The organism is Micromonospora sp. KC606, from assembly GCF_004348675.1.
Classification (GTDB): Bacteria; Actinomycetota; Actinomycetes; order Mycobacteriales; family Micromonosporaceae; genus Micromonospora.
The window spans coordinates 1-15,672 of record NZ_SMKN01000136.1 but is presented as its reverse complement, the minus strand read 5'-3'; the positions used below and the strand labels follow the sequence as shown (position 1 = coordinate 15,672).

Here is a 15,672-nt window from a genome sequence, read left to right as displayed (position 1 = left end):
GGGTGGTACGACGATGCCATGGGATACCTCTCGGGAACGCTCGTGGCGCTCCCGCCGTCGCTACCGTGGCGACGGGGGCCTGGGGAGGAGCGCCGGCCCTGCTGTCTGCTGGATCGGTCTCACCTCCTCCGGTCGGGGCCCCTGCGGGCCGGCATCACGATAGCGGACCGGCCGGCCCCGCGGCGTCCAACGCGGCGGCGACGTCGGCCACCAGGTCGGCGGTGTCCTCCACCCCGCAGGAGAGGCGGACGAAGCCCGGGGCGGTGTCGTCGCCCCACTGCGCCCGCCGGTCGGCGGTGGTGTGCAGGCCACCGAACGAGGTGGCGGCGGCGACCAGCCGGGACGCCTCGACGAACCGGGCGACCCGTCCGGCGTCGCCGAGGTCGAAGGAGAGCACCCCCGGCATCCGCCGCATCTGCGCCGACGCCACCGGGTAAGCCGGGTCCGCCGGCCGGCCCGGCCAACGCAGCCCGGTCACGTCGGCACGCCCGGCGATCAGCTCGGCGAGGGCCGCCGCGTTGGCCGACTGGCGTCCCAGCCGCAGGTCCAGGGTGGCCAGCGACCGGTGCGCCAGCCAGGCGTCGAACGCGCCGGGTACCGCGCCGGTGGTGGTACGCCAGGTGGTAAGAGCCTCCAGCAGCTCCGCCGAGCGGGCCGCTACGTAGCCCAGCAGCAGGTCGGAATGGCCGGTCAGCGCCTTGGTGCCGGAGGCGACGACGAGGTCGGCGCCGAGTTCCAGCGGACGCTGCCCCAGCGGCGTGGCGGTGGTGTTGTCGACCACCACCAGCGTGCCGGCGGCGTGCGCGGCGGCGGCGAGCGCGGCCACGTCGGCCACGTCCAGCCCCGGATTGGCGGGGGTCTCCAGCATCAGCAGCCGGACCCCGTCGAACGGCGGGTACGGCCCGGCGGTCGGCACGAACCCGACGCGGACCCCGATCGCCGTCAGCGTCCCGGTGGCGAAGGCGCGGACCGGGAAGTAGCCGTCGGCGGGGAGCAGCACCCGGTCGCCGGGCCGCAGCAGCGCCAACAGCAACCCGGTGACGGCCGCCTGCCCGGTGGCGAAGACCCGGCACTCGCCGCCTTCCAGCTCACCGACGGCAGCCTCCAGCAGCCGCCGGGTGGGGTTGTCCGGCCGGCCGTAGCCGTCGCGACCGGCGGTCGGCCCCTGCCACGGGTCCAGGTGGTACGGGGCGGCGAAGACCGGCCCGGGCAGGAACGGATCCCCCGGGGCGGGCTCGGGCAGGCCGGCGTGCACGCAGCGGGTGCCGTCGTGCCAGTCGCCACTCACTCGCCGACCCGGCTCACTCTGGCCCGCCTCCCGTTCGCGACTGTGGGGCGCAAAACCGGCTCACTCCTCGCGCTCACCCTGCCACCCCAGCTCGCGACTGCGGGGCTCGCAAAACCGGCTCACTCCTCGCGCTCACTCGTACGACTCCGGTTTGGCGGTCCGGCTCATCAGGGCGTCCACGGCGAGCCGCGGGTCCATGCCCTCGTGGCAGATCCGCTCGATCTGCTCGGTGATCGGCATCTCCACCCCGTGTGCCCGCGCCAGGTCCCGGATCGACAGGCAGCTCTTGACGCCCTCGGCGGTCTGCCGGGTCGCCGCCTGCGCCTGTTCCAGGCTCTCCCCCCGCCCCAGGTGCTCGCCGAATGTGCGGTTGCGGGCCAGCGGCGACGAGCAGGAGGCGACCAGGTCGCCCATGCCGGCCAGGCCGGCGAAGGTGATCGGGTCGGCGCCGAGCGCCACGCCCAGCCGGGCGGTCTCGGCGAGCCCGCGGGTCATCAGCATGGCCCGGGTGTTGTCGCCGAAGCCCATCGCGGTGGCGATGCCGTACGCCAGGGCGATCACGTTCTTCACCGCGCCGCCCAACTCGCAGCCGATCACGTCGTCGTTGGTGTACGGCCGGAAGTACGGGGTCCGGATCGACGACTGCACCAGCGCGGTCCGGCGGGTGTCGGTGCCGGCGACGACGGTCGCGGCGGGCTGCTCAGCGGCGATCTCGGGCGCCAGGTTGGGGCCGGAGACCACCACCACCCGGTCCCGGCTCACCCGGGCGGTCTCCACGATCACCTCGCTCATCCGCTTGGTGGTGCCCAGCTCGATGCCCTTCATCAGGGAGACCAGGGTCGAGTCGGGGGCCAGGTGGGGCGCCCACTCGGCGAGGTTGCCGCGCAGTGTCTGCGACGGCACCGACAGCACCACCAGTTCGGCTCCGGCGATCGCCTTGGCGGCGTCGCCGGTAGCGGTTACCCGGTCGGGCAGCCGGACGTCGGTGAGGTAGTCCGGGTTGCGCCGGTGGGTGCGGATCGCCTCGGCGACCGACTCCCGGCGCGCCCAGATCGTCACGTCCCGGCCGGCGTCGGCGAGGATCTTGGCGAAGGCCGTTCCCCAGGAACCCGCCCCCAGCACCGCCACGTGGCTCACGGCGTCGCCTCCCCACGGTCGGCGACGCCGTGCGGCGCCACCGCGCCGGGCCGGTCGGTTCGCTCGCTCATTCGGTCACCTCGGGAGTACGTGGACGGGCGGGACGTTCCCACAGCGGTGGCGGCGTGCCGCCGCGGATGTCGGCGAGCAGGTCGCGCAGGGTCAGCATGATCTGGTCGGTCATCTCCTCCAGCACCACCCGGCTCGGGGTGGCGCCAGCCCACCGGCTCATGTCCACCGGCGGACCGGCGACCACGGTCACCGAGGTGCGGGGCCGCAGCCCGAAGCGGGCCGACCGGGGGTCGAAGAGCTTCTCCGGCCCCCACATCGCCAACGGGATCACCGGCGCTCCGGTGGCCAGCGCCAGCCGGGCGGCGCCTGTCTTGCCCTTCATCGGCCACAGCTGCGGGTGGCGGGTGGTGGTGCCCTCCGGGTAGATCACCACCGCGCCGCCGGCGGCGAGCGCGGCGACCAGTTTGTCCAGCGACCGGACCGCGTCGACGGTGCCGCGCTCGACCGGGATCTGCTTGCAGCGGTGCAGGATCCAACCAATCACCGGAACCCGGAAGACGCTGGCCTTGCCGAGAAACTGCGGCCAGCGTCCGGCGTCGTAGATGAAGTGCGCGGAGACCATCGGGTCGGCGTGCGAGAGGTGGTTGGGCACGATGATGATGCCGCCGTCGCGGCGTAGCTGCTCGGCCCCGCGCCAGGTGCGCCGGGTCCACACCAGCATCACGGGCTTGACCAGCAGCACGGCGAACCGTTGCCAGAAGCCCAGCCTGCGCCGTGTCACCCTGCCTCCTCGTCGCCCTGCGACCCCGCGGCGTGCCCGCAGCGGAAATCATGCCTGCTCGCCCCGGGCGCGGCCAGTGCGGGTACCGGTCGGGGGCGCTGGCAGGATTGTCGCGTGCAGCCGACCTGGACCGTGGTGGTGCCGGTGAAGCGTCTCGACGCGGCGAAGAGCCGGTTGCGGGGCGCGCTGCCGGTCGTACCCCACGAGGAGCTGGCGCTGGCTCTGGCGGCCGACACGGTCCGCGCGGCGCTGGCCTGCCCCGCGGTGGCCGAGGTCCTGGTGGTCACCGCCGATCCGGTGGTGGCGGCCGAGGCCGGGGCGGCGGGCGCGCGGGCGGTGCCCGACCCGCCGGAGGCCGGGCTCAACGCCGCCTTCCGACACGGCGCGCGGCTCGCCGGCCGCCCGTGGGTGGCCGGCCTCACCGCGGACCTTCCGGCGCTGCGCCCGGCCGAGTTGGCCGCCGCCCTGCGCGCGGCCGCCGACCCGGTGGTACGCCACTTCGTGGCCGACGCCCCGGGAACCGGCACCGTGCTGCTGGCCGCGCCGCCCGGGGTGCCGTTGGATCCCCGGTTCGGGGTCGGCTCGGCGGCGGCCCACCGGGGCAGCGGGGCGCTTGCCCTCACCGGCGACTGGCCCAGCCTGCGGCGGGACGTCGACACCGCTGCGGACCTGGCCGCCGCCGCCCGGCTCGGACTGGGGCCGCGCAGCGCGTCGCTGACCGTGCCGCGGGCCTGACCCCGCCGGTGTACGGTGCTGGCATGCAGGGCACCGTGGCGACCTTCGACGCGCAGACCCGCACCGGCGTGCTCCTCCTGGACGACGGCACCGAGCTGGCCTTTCCGGCGCGCGCCTTCGACGCTTCCGGGCTGCGGCTGCTGCGCCTCGGCCAGCGGCTGCGGGTGGAGACCGATTCGGACGGCGAGGTCGAGCGGGTGACATTCCCGACGATGGCCTGAGCCGCCTGGCGCAAGTTCATTTTGAGTTAACCGTGATCGGGTGATTATGAGCCGGTGAGCACCCCTCGCGAGCCCGCCGCCAACCCGTCTCCCGAAGCCGATCCCACCGCCGCCGGCAACGGCACCCGGCGGCGTGCCGCCGACGGACGGTTCCGCCCGTCCCGCGCCACCGAGGCCGTCCCCGACACGACACCCGACGCCCCGGGCACGAACGCCGCCGGCGCCTCCGCCGGCCTGGATGAGGTGCTCGACGCCGGCGAGCGGTCGGCGCCGGCCACCCCCGAGGACCCGGCCGCCGAGCCGCTGCCCGAGGACCGCTTCCTCAACCGGGAGCTGTCCTGGCTCGACTTCAACGCCCGGGTCCTGGCCCTGGCCGAGGACCCGCGCACCCCGCTGCTGGAACGGGCCAAGTTCCTGGCCATCTTCGCCAGCAACCTCGACGAGTTCTACATGGTGCGGGTGGCCGGGCTGAAGCGTCGCCTCTCCGCCGGTCTGCCGGTCCGCGGCGGGGACCGGCTGCCGCTGCGGACCCAGCTGGAGCTGATCGCCGAGCGGAGCGCCGACCTGGTGGCCCGGCACGCCGCCTGCTTCGTCGACGACGTGCAGCCCGGGCTGGCCGCCGAGAACGTGCGCATCCTGCGCTGGGCGGAGCTGGACGACCCGGAGCGGGAACGACTGCGCACCTACTTCCGCGAGCACATCTTCCCGGTACTCACCCCGCTCGCGGTGGACCCGGCGCACCCGTTCCCGTACATCTCGGGGCGATCGCTGAACCTGGCGGTCGCGGTCCGCGACCCGGACGGCGGCTCCGAACTGTTCGCCCGGGTCAAGGTGCCGAACAACGTGCCGCGCTTCGTCCGGGTCGCCCGGGACCGGCCCGGGCTGCGGGTGCTGCCGGTCGAGGAGCTGATCTCGGTGCACCTGGGCCAGCTCTTCTCCGGCATGCATGTGGTCGAGTGCCACCTGTTCCGGGTGACCCGCAACGCCGAGGTGGAGGTCGACGAGGACCGCGACGAGGATCTGCTCCAGGCGTTGGAACGGGAACTGGCCCGGCGCCGCTTCGGCCCGCCGGTACGCCTGGAGGTCGCCGCGTCCATCTCCGACCACATGCTGGAGCTGCTCGTCCGCGAGCTGGACATGGACGACCACGACGTGCTCCGGGTGCCCGGGCTGCTGGACCTGTCGGCGCTGTGGCAGCTGTACGGCGAGGCCGACCGCCCCGACCTGAAGGACCCGCCGTTCGTGCCGGCCACCCACCCCCGGCTCGCCGAGGGTGAGGTGCCTCGCAGTGTCTTCGCCACCCTGCGCGACGGTGACGTGCTGGTGCACCACCCGTACCACTCGTTCGCCACCAGCGTGCAGCGCTTCATCGAGCAGGCCGCCGCCGACCCGAACGTGCTCGCCATCAAGCAGACCCTGTACCGCACCAGCGGCGACTCCCCGATCGTCGACGCGCTGGTCGACGCGGCCGCCGCGGGCAAACAGGTGGTGGTGCTGGTGGAGGTGAAGGCCCGCTTCGACGAGGTGGCCAACATCGGCTGGGCGCGCACCCTGGAACGGGCTGGCTGCCATGTCGTCTACGGCCTGGTCGGCCTCAAGACGCACTGCAAGACCGCGCTGGTGGTACGCCAGGAGGGCAACCAGATCCGCCGGTACTGCCACATCGGCACCGGCAACTACCACCCCAAGACGGCGCGGTTGTACGAGGACTTCGGGGTGCTCACCGCCGACCCGGAGATCGGCGCGGACCTCACCGACCTGTTCAACGTGCTGACCGGGTACAGCCGGCAGACCGCGTACCGGCGGCTGCTGGTGGCGCCGCAGGGCATCCGCCGCGGCCTGGTCGAGCGGATCGAACGGGAGATCACCCACGTCCGGCTCGGCATGCCGGGGCTGGTGCAGTTCAAGGTGAACGCGCTGGTCGACGAGGAGCTCACCGACGCGCTGTACCGGGCGTCCCGGGCCGGCGTGCACGTGGACCTGCTGATCCGGGGCATGTGCACGCTACGGCCGGGAGTGCCGGGGCTGTCGGAGAACATCCGGGTCCGGTCGATCCTCGGCCGGTTCCTGGAGCACTCGCGGATCTTCCGGTTCGGCAACAACGGCGACGCCGAGTTCTGGATGGGGTCGGCGGACCTGATGCACCGTAACCTGGACCGGCGGGTGGAGGCGCTGGTGCAGGTGAGCGATCCGGTGGCCCGGGCCGAACTGGACCACGTGCTGACCGCCGCGTTCGGCCCCGAGGTGGAGGCCTTCGAGCTGGCGGCCGACGGCACCTGGACCCGGCGTGCCGGCACACCCGTGGCGGCCCTCCAGGAGCTGCTGCTGCGCCGGGTGGGCGGCACGGCCGGCTGAGCGCACCCGTCTCGGTGGCGGCGGACGTATGGTGGCCGGATGGTGGACGAGGAACCGGTGGGCATCCGGGCGGCGGGCGGCGTGGTCTGGCGGCCGGACTCCGACGGCGGCTTCGAGGTCTGCCTGGTGCACCGCCCCCGCTACGGCGACTGGTCGCTGCCGAAGGGCAAGCTGGAGCCGGGGGAGCACCCGTTGCTGGCCGCTGTCCGCGAGGTGGCCGAGGAGAGCGACGTGCGCGCCGTTCCGCAGGTCCGGCTCCCGACCGTCCGCTATCGCAGCGAGGGCCGACCGAAGACGGTCGACTACTGGTCGATGCGGGCGGTGGGCACGGGCGGTTTCCAGCCGGGGACCGAGGTCGACGACGTGTGCTGGCTCGCCGTCGACGAGGCGGTGCGGCTGGTCAGCTACCCGCACGACGCGCAGGTGTTGACCGCGTTCGCCGCGCTGCCCCCGGTGACCACGACGATCGCCCTGGTCCGGCACGCGCTCGCCGGCAAACGGGGCACGTGGTCCGGCCCGGACGACAGCCGGCCGCTGGACGCCGAAGGATGGGCCCAGGCCGAGGCGCTGGCGCCGCTGGTGGCGCTGGTTCGCCCCACCCGGCTGCTGTCCGCGTCGGTACGCCGCTGCGTGCAGACCCTCGGCCCGGCGGCGGCCCGGCTCGACCTGCCGATCGAGGCGTGCGGCGACCTGGACGAGCCGCGTCCGGGCCAGCAACGCGAGGAGTGCGCGTTGGCGGCCGCCGGCCGGCTGTTGTCGCTCGCCGCCGCCGGCGAACCGGTCGGCCTGTGCGGCCAGGGCAAGGTGATCCCGGGTGTGCTGGAACGGCTGACCGGCCGGGCCGGGGACTTCACCACCCCGAAGGGCGGCGGCTGGCTGCTCGCCTTCACCGCCGACCGGCTGCTCGCCGCCGACCGATTCTGACCGGCTGGGCACGGCCGTCTCACCGGGCGGTCGGTGCGTTCACCGGGCGGTCGCCCGCCCATCGGCCCGTCGGGCGGTCGCCGCGCCCCTCGGCTCGCCGGCCGTGTGGCGGGCGTCCGTTTCCGGCCGGCACGAAGGAGAAGGGCGCCCACCGTCGCGGTGGACGCCCTTCTCCTTGGTACGCCGACGTTCAGCGCTTGGCGGCGGACTTCTTCGCCGGCGCCTTCTTGGCCGTGGTGCTCTTCGCGGCGGTGCTCTTCTTCGCCGCCGTGGTCTTCTTCGCCGCCGTGGTCTTCTTGGTCGCGGCGGCCTTGCTCGCGGCCGTGGTGGTCTTCTTGGTCGCGGCGGCCTTGCTCGCGGCCGTGGTCTTCTTCGCCGGGGCGGCCTTCGTCGTGGCCGCCTTGGTCGCGGTGGTCTTGGCCGCCTTGGTCGCGGTGGTCTTCCTGGCGGGCGTGGCGGTGGTCTTCTTCGCCGCCGTCGCCTTCGCCCCGGTCGCCTTCGCGCCAGTGGTCCTGGCGGCCGCCGTGGCGGTCTTCTTGGCCGGGGCCGCGGCCTTCGGCACCTTGCCGCTGGCGACCATCTCCTTGAATCCGGCACCCGGACGGAAGGTCGGGACGGATGTCTTCTTGACCTTCACCGCCTCACCGGTACGCGGGTTGCGGGCTGTTCGGGCACCTCGGACGCGCTTTTCGAACGCTCCGAAACCGGTGATCGCCACCTTCTCGCCCTTGGTGACCGCCGCCTGGACCTCAGTGAGGACCGCGTCAAGCGCGGCCGTCGCCGTCTTCCGGTCCCCCAGGCGAGCGGCGAGCGCCTCGATGAGCTCGGCCTTGTTCACGACTTCCTCCCGATTGTGCGACTGACTCGACGCGAGCCATTCTGCGCGCACGGTATGCCCTGTGCTGCCTGGACACAAACATTCGGTGGAAAAAAGCCCTTGTGTCGTAACGGATTCGCCCCCACCGGGCGACCCGGTGGGGGCGAGAACCAAGGAACCGTGGGACGTTCGGCTATGCGACGGCGGGCTTGAACGACGGTCGGGAAGCCTCGTAGTCGCTGATCTCCGCCTCGTGCCGGAGGGTGAGTCCAATGTCGTCCAAGCCCTCCATCAGCCGCCAGCGGCTGTGGTCGTCCAGCGGGAACGACCAGCGGGAGCCACCGAGCCGGACCTCACGGGTGGTCAGGTCGACGGTGAGAGGCGTGGTCGGGTCGGACTCGGTCCGCTCCCATATCTCCTCGACCGCTTTCAATTCCAACTCGACCGGAAGGAGCCCCTCCTTGAGCGCGTTGCCGCGGAAGATGTCACCGAAGCGGGGGGAGATCACCGCCTGGAACCCCCAGTCGCGCAGCGCCCACACCGCGTGTTCCCGAGACGATCCGGTGCCGAACTCGGGACCGGCCACGAGAATCGACGCACCGGAATATGCGGGATCGTTGAGCACGAATTGCGGATCTTCCCGCCACGCGCTGAAGAGCCCGTCGGCGAAACCGGTCCGGGTCACCCGCTTGAGGTACACGGCCGGGATGATCTGATCGGTGTCCACGTTGGACCGCCGCAGCGGCAACGCGGTGCCGGTGTGGGTGGTGAACTTGTCCATCTCTCGGCTGCCCTTCTACAGGTCGGCGGGGGCGGCGAGCCGGCCGACCACCGCGGTGGCGGCGGCGACCGGCGGGGACACCAGGTGGGTTCGCCCGCCCCGGCCCTGCCGTCCCTCGAAGTTGCGGTTGGAGGTCGAGGCGGAACGCTGGCCGGGCTTGAGCGTGTCGGGGTTCATCCCGAGGCACATGGAGCAGCCGGCGAAGCGCCACTCGGCGCCGGCGTCGACGAAGACCTTGTCCAGCCCTTCCGCCTCGGCCGCCTCCCGGACGGCCGCGCTGCCGGGCACCACGAGCATCCGTACGCCGTCGGCGACCCGGTGCCCGCGCAGCACGTCGGCGGCGGCGCGCAGGTCCTCCAGCCGGCCGTTGGTGCAGGAGCCGACGAAGACCACGTCCACCGCGAGGTCACGCAGCGGGGTGCCGGGGGTGACGTCCATGTACTCCAGAGCCCGGTGGGCGGCGGTCCGTTCCGCCTCGGTGACGAACTCCTCCGGGTTCGGCACGACCGCGCCGAGCGGCGCTCCCTGGCCCGGGTTGGTGCCCCAGGTGACGAAGGGGGTGATCCGGCTGGCGTCCAGGGTCACCTCGGCGTCGAAGGTCGCCCCCTCGTCGGTGGGCAGGGTCCGCCAGTACGCGACCGCCGCGTCCCACTGCGCGCCATGCGGGGCGTGCGGCCGACCCCTGAGGTACGCGAAGGTGGTCTCGTCCGGCGCGATCAGGCCGGCCTTGGCGCCCCACTCGATGGACATGTTGGCCACCGTCATCCGCCCCTCCATGGAGAGCCGGCGGATGGCCTCGCCCCGGTACTCGACGATGTGGCCGCGCCCGCCGCCCGTGCCGACCTGGGTGATCAGCGCAAGGACGAGGTCCTTGGCGGTGACCCCGGGGGCCAGCTCGCCGGTGACGTTCACCGCCATGGTCTTCGGCCGGGCCTGCGGCAGCGTCTGGGTGGCCAGGACGTGCTCGACCTCACTGGTGCCGATGCCGAAGGCGAGCGCCCCGAAGGCGCCGTGGGTGGCGGTGTGGGAATCGCCACAGACGATGGTCATGCCGGGCTGGGTGACGCCGAGCTGCGGGCCGATGACGTGCACGATCCCCTGGTTCTCGTCGCCGAGGGGGTGCAGCCGCAGGCCGAACTCGGCGCAGTTGCGGCGCAGCGTCTCGATCTGCGTACGCGAGGTCGGATCCGCGATGGTGAGCAGGTCACCACGGCGCAGCCGGAACGACGGATCGTCGTACCCGGTCGGGGTGTTGTGATCCTCGGTCGCGAGCGTGAGATCGGGTCGGCGCACCCCGCGGCCGGCCAGGCGCAGCCCGTCGAAGGCCTGCGGGCTCGTCACCTCGTGCAGCAGGTGCAGGTCGATGTAGAGCAGGTCCGGTTCACCCTCGGCGGTCCGTACCACGTGCGCGTCCCAGACCTTCTCGGCCAGGGTCCTCGGTCGAGTGTCTCCCACCATCTGGACATCCTAAATTCTGGGAGGTAAGTTTCGGCTTGTGGGACACAGTATGAGCGGTGTCGGCGTCCTCGACAAGGCGGTGGTCATCCTGGCCGCCTGCGTCGACGGCGCCAGCCTGGCCGAACTCGTTGAACGCACCAAGCTGCCCCGGGCCACCGCGCACCGGTTGGCGCAGGCGCTGGAGATCCACCGGATGCTGGTCCGGGACACCCAGGGCCGCTGGCGGCCCGGGCCACGGCTCGGCGAGCTGGCCAACGCCGCCCCGGACGTGCTGCTGACCGCGGCCGAACCGCTGCTGGCCGCACTGCGCGACGCCACCGGCGAGAGCGCCCAACTCTACCTGCGCCGTGCCGACGAGCGGGTCTGCGTGGCCGCCGCCGAGCGCGCCAGCGGCCTGCGGGACACCGTGCCGGTCGGTTCGGTGCTGCCGATGACGGCGGGCTCCGCGGCGCAGATCCTGCTCGCCTGGGAGCCGCCGGAGGCGGTGATGCCGCTGCTGCCACGCTCCAAGTTCACCGGCCGCACCCTCGCCGAGGTGCGCCGCCGAGGCTGGGCGCAGAGCGTCGCCGAACGCGAGGCGGGTGTGGCGAGCGTCTCCGCGCCGATCCGGGACCGCACCGGCCGGGTGATCGCCGCGATCAGCATCTCCGGCCCGATCGAGCGCCTCGGCCGCCGTCCCGGCGAACGCCACGCCATGGCCGTCGTCCGCGCCGGCCAACGCCTCTCCGGCCTCTGAACCGCCGCCCGCCCCCGACCGACCGGCCGAACCCAGCGGTGCCGGGAATGTGGCGCTGCCACCGGTCAGCGGGGGGGTGGCGGCGCGCTGCGCGCGGTGGGCACCCACGACAGCCACCGGCGCATCGGCGATGGCGACGCGGCGAGGCACGCACGCAAACTTTTCGGGCGATGAGGGGCGATCGGCGGAAAGAGGAACGGCCCGCCTCGCGGGAGCGAGGCGGGCCGTTCCTGGTTGTAGCCCCGACCGGATTCGAACCGGCGCTACCGCCTTGAGAGGGCGGCGTCCTGGGCCGCTAGACGACGGGGCCAGGCAGTTTTTCCCACCGCACCACCCGCGACGGGCGGCGCGGTAGTAGTCTAGCGGCACCGCCGTTCGCCGCCGCGAGGGGGTCCCCGCACAAGTCCGGGGTGACAGCAGGCGCCGCAACCACCGCAGCCAGGCTCAAGACGCAAAGAAGCCCGGGACGCAAAGAAGCCCGCCCCACTGGGTGGGACGGGCTGCCAACGCTGTAGCCCCGACCGGATTCGAACCGGCGCTACCGCCTTGAGAGGGCGGCGTCCTGGGCCGCTAGACGACGGGGCCAGAACACTTTTCGCTTCCCCACCGAGGCCGGTGAGGAAGCTGCACTCTATCAGAGATCATCTCCGCCCCGAGGAGGGGCGGAGATCGAACTCCGCCAGAATCCAGCGTCCGGGATTCTCGCGAATCCGCGGCTGCGCTGGGGTACCAGGACTCGAACCTAGACTAACTGAACCAGAATCAGTCGGGCTGCCAATTACCCCATACCCCATTGGCCCCTTGCGGCGCCGAGAAAGAACTTTACCCTCCCAGCGCCAACAGGCCAAATCCAACCCCCCGAACCGCATCTGACCTGCGGAAACAGGACATCAGAGGGATCAGGCGACCGGGACCACCGGGTTGGTGAGCTCGCCGATCCCCTCGATCCGCACGGTTACCGTATCCCCCTCGGTGAGCGGACTAACCCCCGCCGGGGTGCCGGTCAGCACCACGTCGCCCGGCAGCAGCGTCATCACGTGCGAGATGTACGACACCAGGGCCGGCACGTCGAAGACCATGTCCTTGGTCCGGCCCAGCTGGCGGACCTCCATCTCCTCGGGGTTACGGCCCACCTCACAGCGGACCTCCAGGTCGGAGACGTCCAGCCCGGTGGTGATCCAGGGGCCGATCGGGCAGAACGAGTCGAAGCCCTTGGCCCGGGTCCACTGCTCATCCGAGCGCTGGAGGTCCCGGGCGGTGACGTCGTTGGCGCAGGTGTAGCCGAAGATCGCCTGCTCGGCGGTGGCCCGGTCGGCCCGTCGCGCACCGGGAGCACCGATCACCACGGCCAGTTCCGCCTCGTGCTCCACCAGCTTCGAGAAGATCGGCAACCGGATCGCGTCCCGCGGCCCGATCACCGAGGTGGAGGGCTTGAGGAAGAGCAGCGGTTCCTTCGGCACCTCGCTGCCATGCTCCGCGGCGTGCTCGGCGTAGTTGCGCCCAACGCAGACCACCTTGCTGGGCAGAATCGGCGAGAGCAGCCGGACGTCGGAGAGCGCCCACCGGGCGCCGGTGAACTGGATCCGCCCGAATGGATGGCCCTCGATCTCGGCGATGGTCAGGGCCTGCGGCCCGCCACCCGGCTCGCCCTCGACGACCCCGAACGACATTCCCTTGGCATGAGCAAAACGAGCGATACGCACCAGGTCAATCTAGCCCCGCCGGCAGGCCCGGAGTCCGGCGACGCCCCGGACACCGGCGGCGTCGGCGCAGCGTACGCCAGGCGCGGCCGGTGGGGGCGAGATTCGGCACTTCGTACCCGGCCGGAAGGGCCCGCCCCCTAGCGTCGGCTCCGGAGGTTCGTTCGCATGCCCGCATCGAGACGACACCACAGAACCCTCGCCGTGCTCGTGCACGGCCTGGGCGTCCTCGCCGCCGTGCCGGCCCTGCCCACGGCGGCGTCCCCGACCAGCGCCGAAGCCACCCCGGCGGTGGCCCCGGCGACGCCGGCATCGCTGGCCCGTCCGGTCCCGGCCGCGACTCCCGCGCCACCACGCGACGGGGCAGTCGCGGCACAGCCGGCCGGCGTGGCCCGGCCGACGCCGGGTGTACCCCGGGTACCCGGGGCGGCGGCCAGCGGAGCGGTGATCCCGGTGACACCGGCGGTCCCGGCCCCGGGCATGGCCACCACGGCCGATCCGGGAGTACCCCGGGCGGCCCCAACGGTCACGGTGGCGGTGACGGCCGCCGGGACTCCGACGCCGGGCTACCGGATCCAGGTGCGCAACGGCGGCAGCACCCCCGTCGACGCCGTGGTGCGGCAGGAACTGCCGGCGGGTACGTCGACGACCGCGGTGAGCGCCGGCGGTCGGGTCAGCCGGGCTGCCGGACCGCAGGGCACCGGGGAGGTCACCTGGCGGCTGCGGCTTCCGGCCCGGGGCACCAGCACCGTCCAGACGGCGCTCGCACAGACCGCGCCCGGCCGGGCGATCACCGCACCGGCCTGCGCCTTCACCAGCGACGGCAACCGGCCGTACGACTGCGCCACCGCCACCTGGCAGCCGGCGGCGAACCCGGCGGCGCAGGCCGAGGAGGCTGCCCCGGCCTGGCGACGGCCGCCGGTCCTGGCCGCCGCCCTGGTCGCGTTGCCCCTGCTGGGCGCCGGAGTGGTCTGGGGCTGGCTGCGCATACGGCGACGACGTGCCGGCATCGAACCGACCGGCGTCGCGCCCGCCACGGCGGGTGCCCCACCGACCGCCGGTGGGCCGGGTGCACCCGGCGGAGGAACCGTCTACCCGCGACCGGCCGCCCCCGGCAGGCCGGGCAGCCGTCGCCGGCCACCCGGGTGGGCGATCGTCGGGGTGGTCGCGGTGGTACTCGCCGGGGTGGTCTCCGCGGCGGTGTTCACCACAACACGGGAGGTGGCCGCCATCGACACGGACAAACCGCCCAGCAGCGGCGCGTGGGTCGGACGGAGCACGACCGGCACCCTCGGGTCGCCCCTGCGGGAGCAGTCGTTCGAGTTCACCGTCTACCGGGTGGCCTGCGAAACCGGCGCCGGGTCGGGCCGGCGGTGCCACGCCGCAGTCGGGGTGCGCAACGTCACCTCCGAGCAGCAGGTCTGGCACGGCGACCTGCAACGCGCCTACCTGCCTGGCGGCAACTGGGTCAGCACCGACCAGGACGCGACCCGGCGGCTCAACCTGGGCCGGGATGTCTTCGCGCAGCCGGTGGCGGCGGGCAGCCGAGTGGTGGTGCCGTTGGTGTTCACCGTCAACGGGGCGCGGAAGCCAGAACAGCTCGAGCTGCGCAGCGGGGTTTTCTCCGCCGGGGTGCGGGTGGACGTGCCCTGACCGGCGGGGCAGCGGCGGTCGTACCCTGGTTCGGTGACCGCCGCCCCCGCACCCGCCACCCTCGACACGGCCGACTGGCGGGCCCGGCGGCGCGCGCACGAGGAGCGGGTGGACGCCTGGCTGGCGCCGCACCTGGCCCGTCGGCGGCTGGGCCGGAAACATCCGGTGGAGGACTTTCTCTTCACCTACTACGCGTATCGCCCGGCCCAGCTTCGGCGCTGGCATCCGGGGCCCGGGATGCTGCTGCGCGACGCCGACCCGGCCGAGTTCGGGCGGGACTACCGCGCCGACGCCGCCGGGGTCACCCTCGACACCGATCGGGTACGCGAGCGCCGCGCCGATACGATCGCCTGGATCCGTCACCTGCTCGCCGCCACCGCCGGCCGCCCGGCGCACCTGGGCTGCTTCGGGATGCACGAGTGGGCGATGGTGTACCGGCAGACCCGGGAGGAGGTCCGGCACGGCGCCTGGCCGTTGCGGCTGAGCCCGGAACGGACGGCGGCGGTGGTCGAGGAGCGGGGTGTGCGGTGCAGCCACTTCGACGCGTACCGGTTCTTCACGGCGCCGGCCCGGCCGCTGAACCTGCTCACCCCGACCAGGGAGAGCCAGCACGCGTTGGAGCAGCCGGGCTGTCTGCACGCCAACATGGACCTCTACAAGTGGGCGTACAAGCTCTCGCCGTTGGTACCGAGCGAGCTGGTGGCGGACTGCTTCGCGCTGGCGCGCGAGATCCGGGCGCTGGACATGCGGGCCAGCCCGTACGATCTGGCCGCCCTCGGGTATCCCCCGGTGCGGGTGGAGACCCCCGAGGGCCGGGCCGAGTACGCCACGGCGCAGCGGGGCTTCGCCGAACGGGCGGCCGTGCTCCGCTCCCGTCTGTTGACGGCGCTGGCCTGACAGCCCGCATCCGACAGGGTCCGGGGTACGCACGCCGCCCGTCCGGCGTGCGGGCGTCCCCGTTTGCGGCAAGTCCGCGGTGTCCTCCCAGCGAGACACCGCAGACTGCCGCAAGCCAGGATCGGCGTACCCGGCGCGGCGCCCGCGCCGGTCAGGGACAGGGGACGGTCAGAAGGC

Annotated in this window: 14 protein-coding genes and 3 tRNA genes; 7 read left to right on the top strand and 10 right to left on the bottom strand. The window is 73.2% G+C overall.

Features of this window, described 5'->3' with window-relative positions:
* Positions 1–154 precede the first annotated feature (154 nt).
* From E1193_RS22025 to E1193_RS22015, 3 genes are all read right to left on the bottom strand, one after another.
* On the bottom strand, positions 155–1,288 hold the full coding sequence (locus tag E1193_RS22025; RefSeq protein ID WP_132185085.1) for a cystathionine gamma-lyase: 1,134 nt from the start codon (positions 1,286–1,288) through the stop codon (positions 155–157).
* A gap of 132 nt (positions 1,289–1,420) precedes the next feature.
* Positions 1,421–2,425 carry an NAD(P)H-dependent glycerol-3-phosphate dehydrogenase gene (locus tag E1193_RS22020; protein WP_132185084.1) on the bottom strand — a complete coding sequence of 335 codons (1,005 nt, stop codon included), beginning with the start codon at positions 2,423–2,425 and terminating at the stop codon, positions 1,421–1,423.
* Positions 2,426–2,492: 67 nt separating this feature from the next.
* On the bottom strand, positions 2,493–3,218 hold the full coding sequence (locus E1193_RS22015) for a lysophospholipid acyltransferase family protein (RefSeq protein ID WP_132185083.1): 726 nt from the start codon (positions 3,216–3,218) through the stop codon (positions 2,493–2,495).
* 114 nt (positions 3,219–3,332) lie between these two features.
* Between E1193_RS22015 and cofC the strand changes: the two genes are divergently transcribed.
* Genes cofC through E1193_RS21995 form a run of 4 tightly spaced genes read left to right on the top strand, consistent with a single transcriptional unit; the run spans position 3,333 to position 7,453 of the window.
* Positions 3,333–3,953, top strand: coding sequence for a 2-phospho-L-lactate guanylyltransferase (cofC, locus tag E1193_RS22010; RefSeq protein WP_132185082.1), 621 nt, complete (start codon positions 3,333–3,335; stop codon positions 3,951–3,953).
* A gap of 23 nt (positions 3,954–3,976) precedes the next feature.
* Entirely contained in the window at positions 3,977–4,174 is a 198-nt protein-coding gene (locus tag E1193_RS22005; protein WP_132185081.1) for a cold-shock protein, read from the top strand.
* A 54-nt stretch (positions 4,175–4,228) separates the two neighbouring features.
* Positions 4,229–6,529, top strand: a complete 2,301-nt coding sequence (locus E1193_RS22000) for an RNA degradosome polyphosphate kinase (protein ID WP_132185080.1) — start codon at positions 4,229–4,231, stop codon at positions 6,527–6,529.
* Positions 6,530–6,568: 39 nt separating this feature from the next.
* Positions 6,569–7,453 carry an NUDIX hydrolase gene (locus E1193_RS21995; protein ID WP_132185079.1) on the top strand — a complete coding sequence of 295 codons (885 nt, stop codon included), beginning with the start codon at positions 6,569–6,571 and terminating at the stop codon, positions 7,451–7,453.
* Positions 7,454–7,643: 190 nt separating this feature from the next.
* Here E1193_RS21995 and E1193_RS21990 read toward each other — a convergent pair whose 3' ends face one another.
* The 3 genes from E1193_RS21990 to leuC form a co-directional block, all read right to left on the bottom strand.
* Entirely contained in the window at positions 7,644–8,291 is a 648-nt protein-coding gene (locus tag E1193_RS21990) for an HU family DNA-binding protein (RefSeq protein WP_207922802.1), read from the bottom strand.
* A 172-nt stretch (positions 8,292–8,463) separates the two neighbouring features.
* On the bottom strand, positions 8,464–9,051 hold the full coding sequence (leuD, locus tag E1193_RS21985; protein ID WP_132185078.1) for a 3-isopropylmalate dehydratase small subunit: 588 nt from the start codon (positions 9,049–9,051) through the stop codon (positions 8,464–8,466).
* A 15-nt stretch (positions 9,052–9,066) separates the two neighbouring features.
* Entirely contained in the window at positions 9,067–10,509 is a 1,443-nt protein-coding gene (leuC, locus tag E1193_RS21980) for a 3-isopropylmalate dehydratase large subunit (protein ID WP_132185077.1), read from the bottom strand.
* A gap of 49 nt (positions 10,510–10,558) precedes the next feature.
* Here leuC and E1193_RS21975 point away from each other — a divergent pair, with 49 nt between their 5' ends.
* Positions 10,559–11,245 carry an IclR family transcriptional regulator gene (locus E1193_RS21975; RefSeq protein ID WP_088977837.1) on the top strand — a complete coding sequence of 229 codons (687 nt, stop codon included), beginning with the start codon at positions 10,559–10,561 and terminating at the stop codon, positions 11,243–11,245.
* A 237-nt stretch (positions 11,246–11,482) separates the two neighbouring features.
* Here E1193_RS21975 and E1193_RS21970 read toward each other — a convergent pair.
* The 4 genes from E1193_RS21970 to E1193_RS21955 all read right to left on the bottom strand — a co-directional run bounded on the left by E1193_RS21970 (position 11,483) and on the right by E1193_RS21955 (position 12,948).
* Positions 11,483–11,555 (bottom strand) — tRNA-Glu (locus E1193_RS21970).
* A 202-nt stretch (positions 11,556–11,757) separates the two neighbouring features.
* A tRNA-Glu gene (locus E1193_RS21965) sits at positions 11,758–11,830 on the bottom strand.
* 136 nt (positions 11,831–11,966) lie between these two features.
* Positions 11,967–12,038, bottom strand: a tRNA-Gln gene (locus E1193_RS21960).
* A gap of 106 nt (positions 12,039–12,144) precedes the next feature.
* Entirely contained in the window at positions 12,145–12,948 is an 804-nt protein-coding gene (locus E1193_RS21955; RefSeq protein ID WP_132185076.1) for a fumarylacetoacetate hydrolase family protein, read from the bottom strand.
* Positions 12,949–13,113: 165 nt separating this feature from the next.
* On the opposite strand from E1193_RS21955, the gene E1193_RS21950 reads away from it, so the two are divergent.
* Together E1193_RS21950 and E1193_RS21945 are read left to right on the top strand one after the other, a co-directional pair.
* Positions 13,114–14,598: a hypothetical protein gene (locus E1193_RS21950; protein WP_132185075.1), complete on the top strand. Its 1,485-nt coding sequence runs from the start codon at positions 13,114–13,116 to the stop codon at positions 14,596–14,598.
* Between the two features lie 33 nt (positions 14,599–14,631).
* Positions 14,632–15,495 (top strand): 3-methyladenine DNA glycosylase, encoded by an 864-nt coding sequence (locus E1193_RS21945; protein WP_132185074.1) that lies wholly within the window; start codon positions 14,632–14,634, stop codon positions 15,493–15,495.
* Positions 15,496–15,672: the final 177 nt, after the last annotated feature.

What these genes read in the sequence shown, in the direction of transcription:
- E1193_RS22005 (WP_132185081.1), top strand. Translation starts at nt 3,977, where the DNA reads ATGCAGGGCACCGTGGCGACCTTCGACGCGCAGACCCGCACCGGCGTG.
- E1193_RS21995 (WP_132185079.1), top strand. Translation starts at nt 6,569, where the DNA reads ATGGTGGACGAGGAACCGGTGGGCATCCGGGCGGCGGGCGGCGTGGTC.
- leuD (WP_132185078.1), bottom strand. Translation starts at nt 9,051, where the DNA reads ATGGACAAGTTCACCACCCACACCGGCACCGCGTTGCCGCTGCGGCGG.
- leuC (WP_132185077.1), bottom strand. Translation starts at nt 10,509, where the DNA reads ATGGTGGGAGACACTCGACCGAGGACCCTGGCCGAGAAGGTCTGGGAC.
- E1193_RS21975 (WP_088977837.1), top strand. Translation starts at nt 10,559, where the DNA reads ATGAGCGGTGTCGGCGTCCTCGACAAGGCGGTGGTCATCCTGGCCGCC.
- E1193_RS21950 (WP_132185075.1), top strand. Translation starts at nt 13,114, where the DNA reads ATGCCCGCATCGAGACGACACCACAGAACCCTCGCCGTGCTCGTGCAC.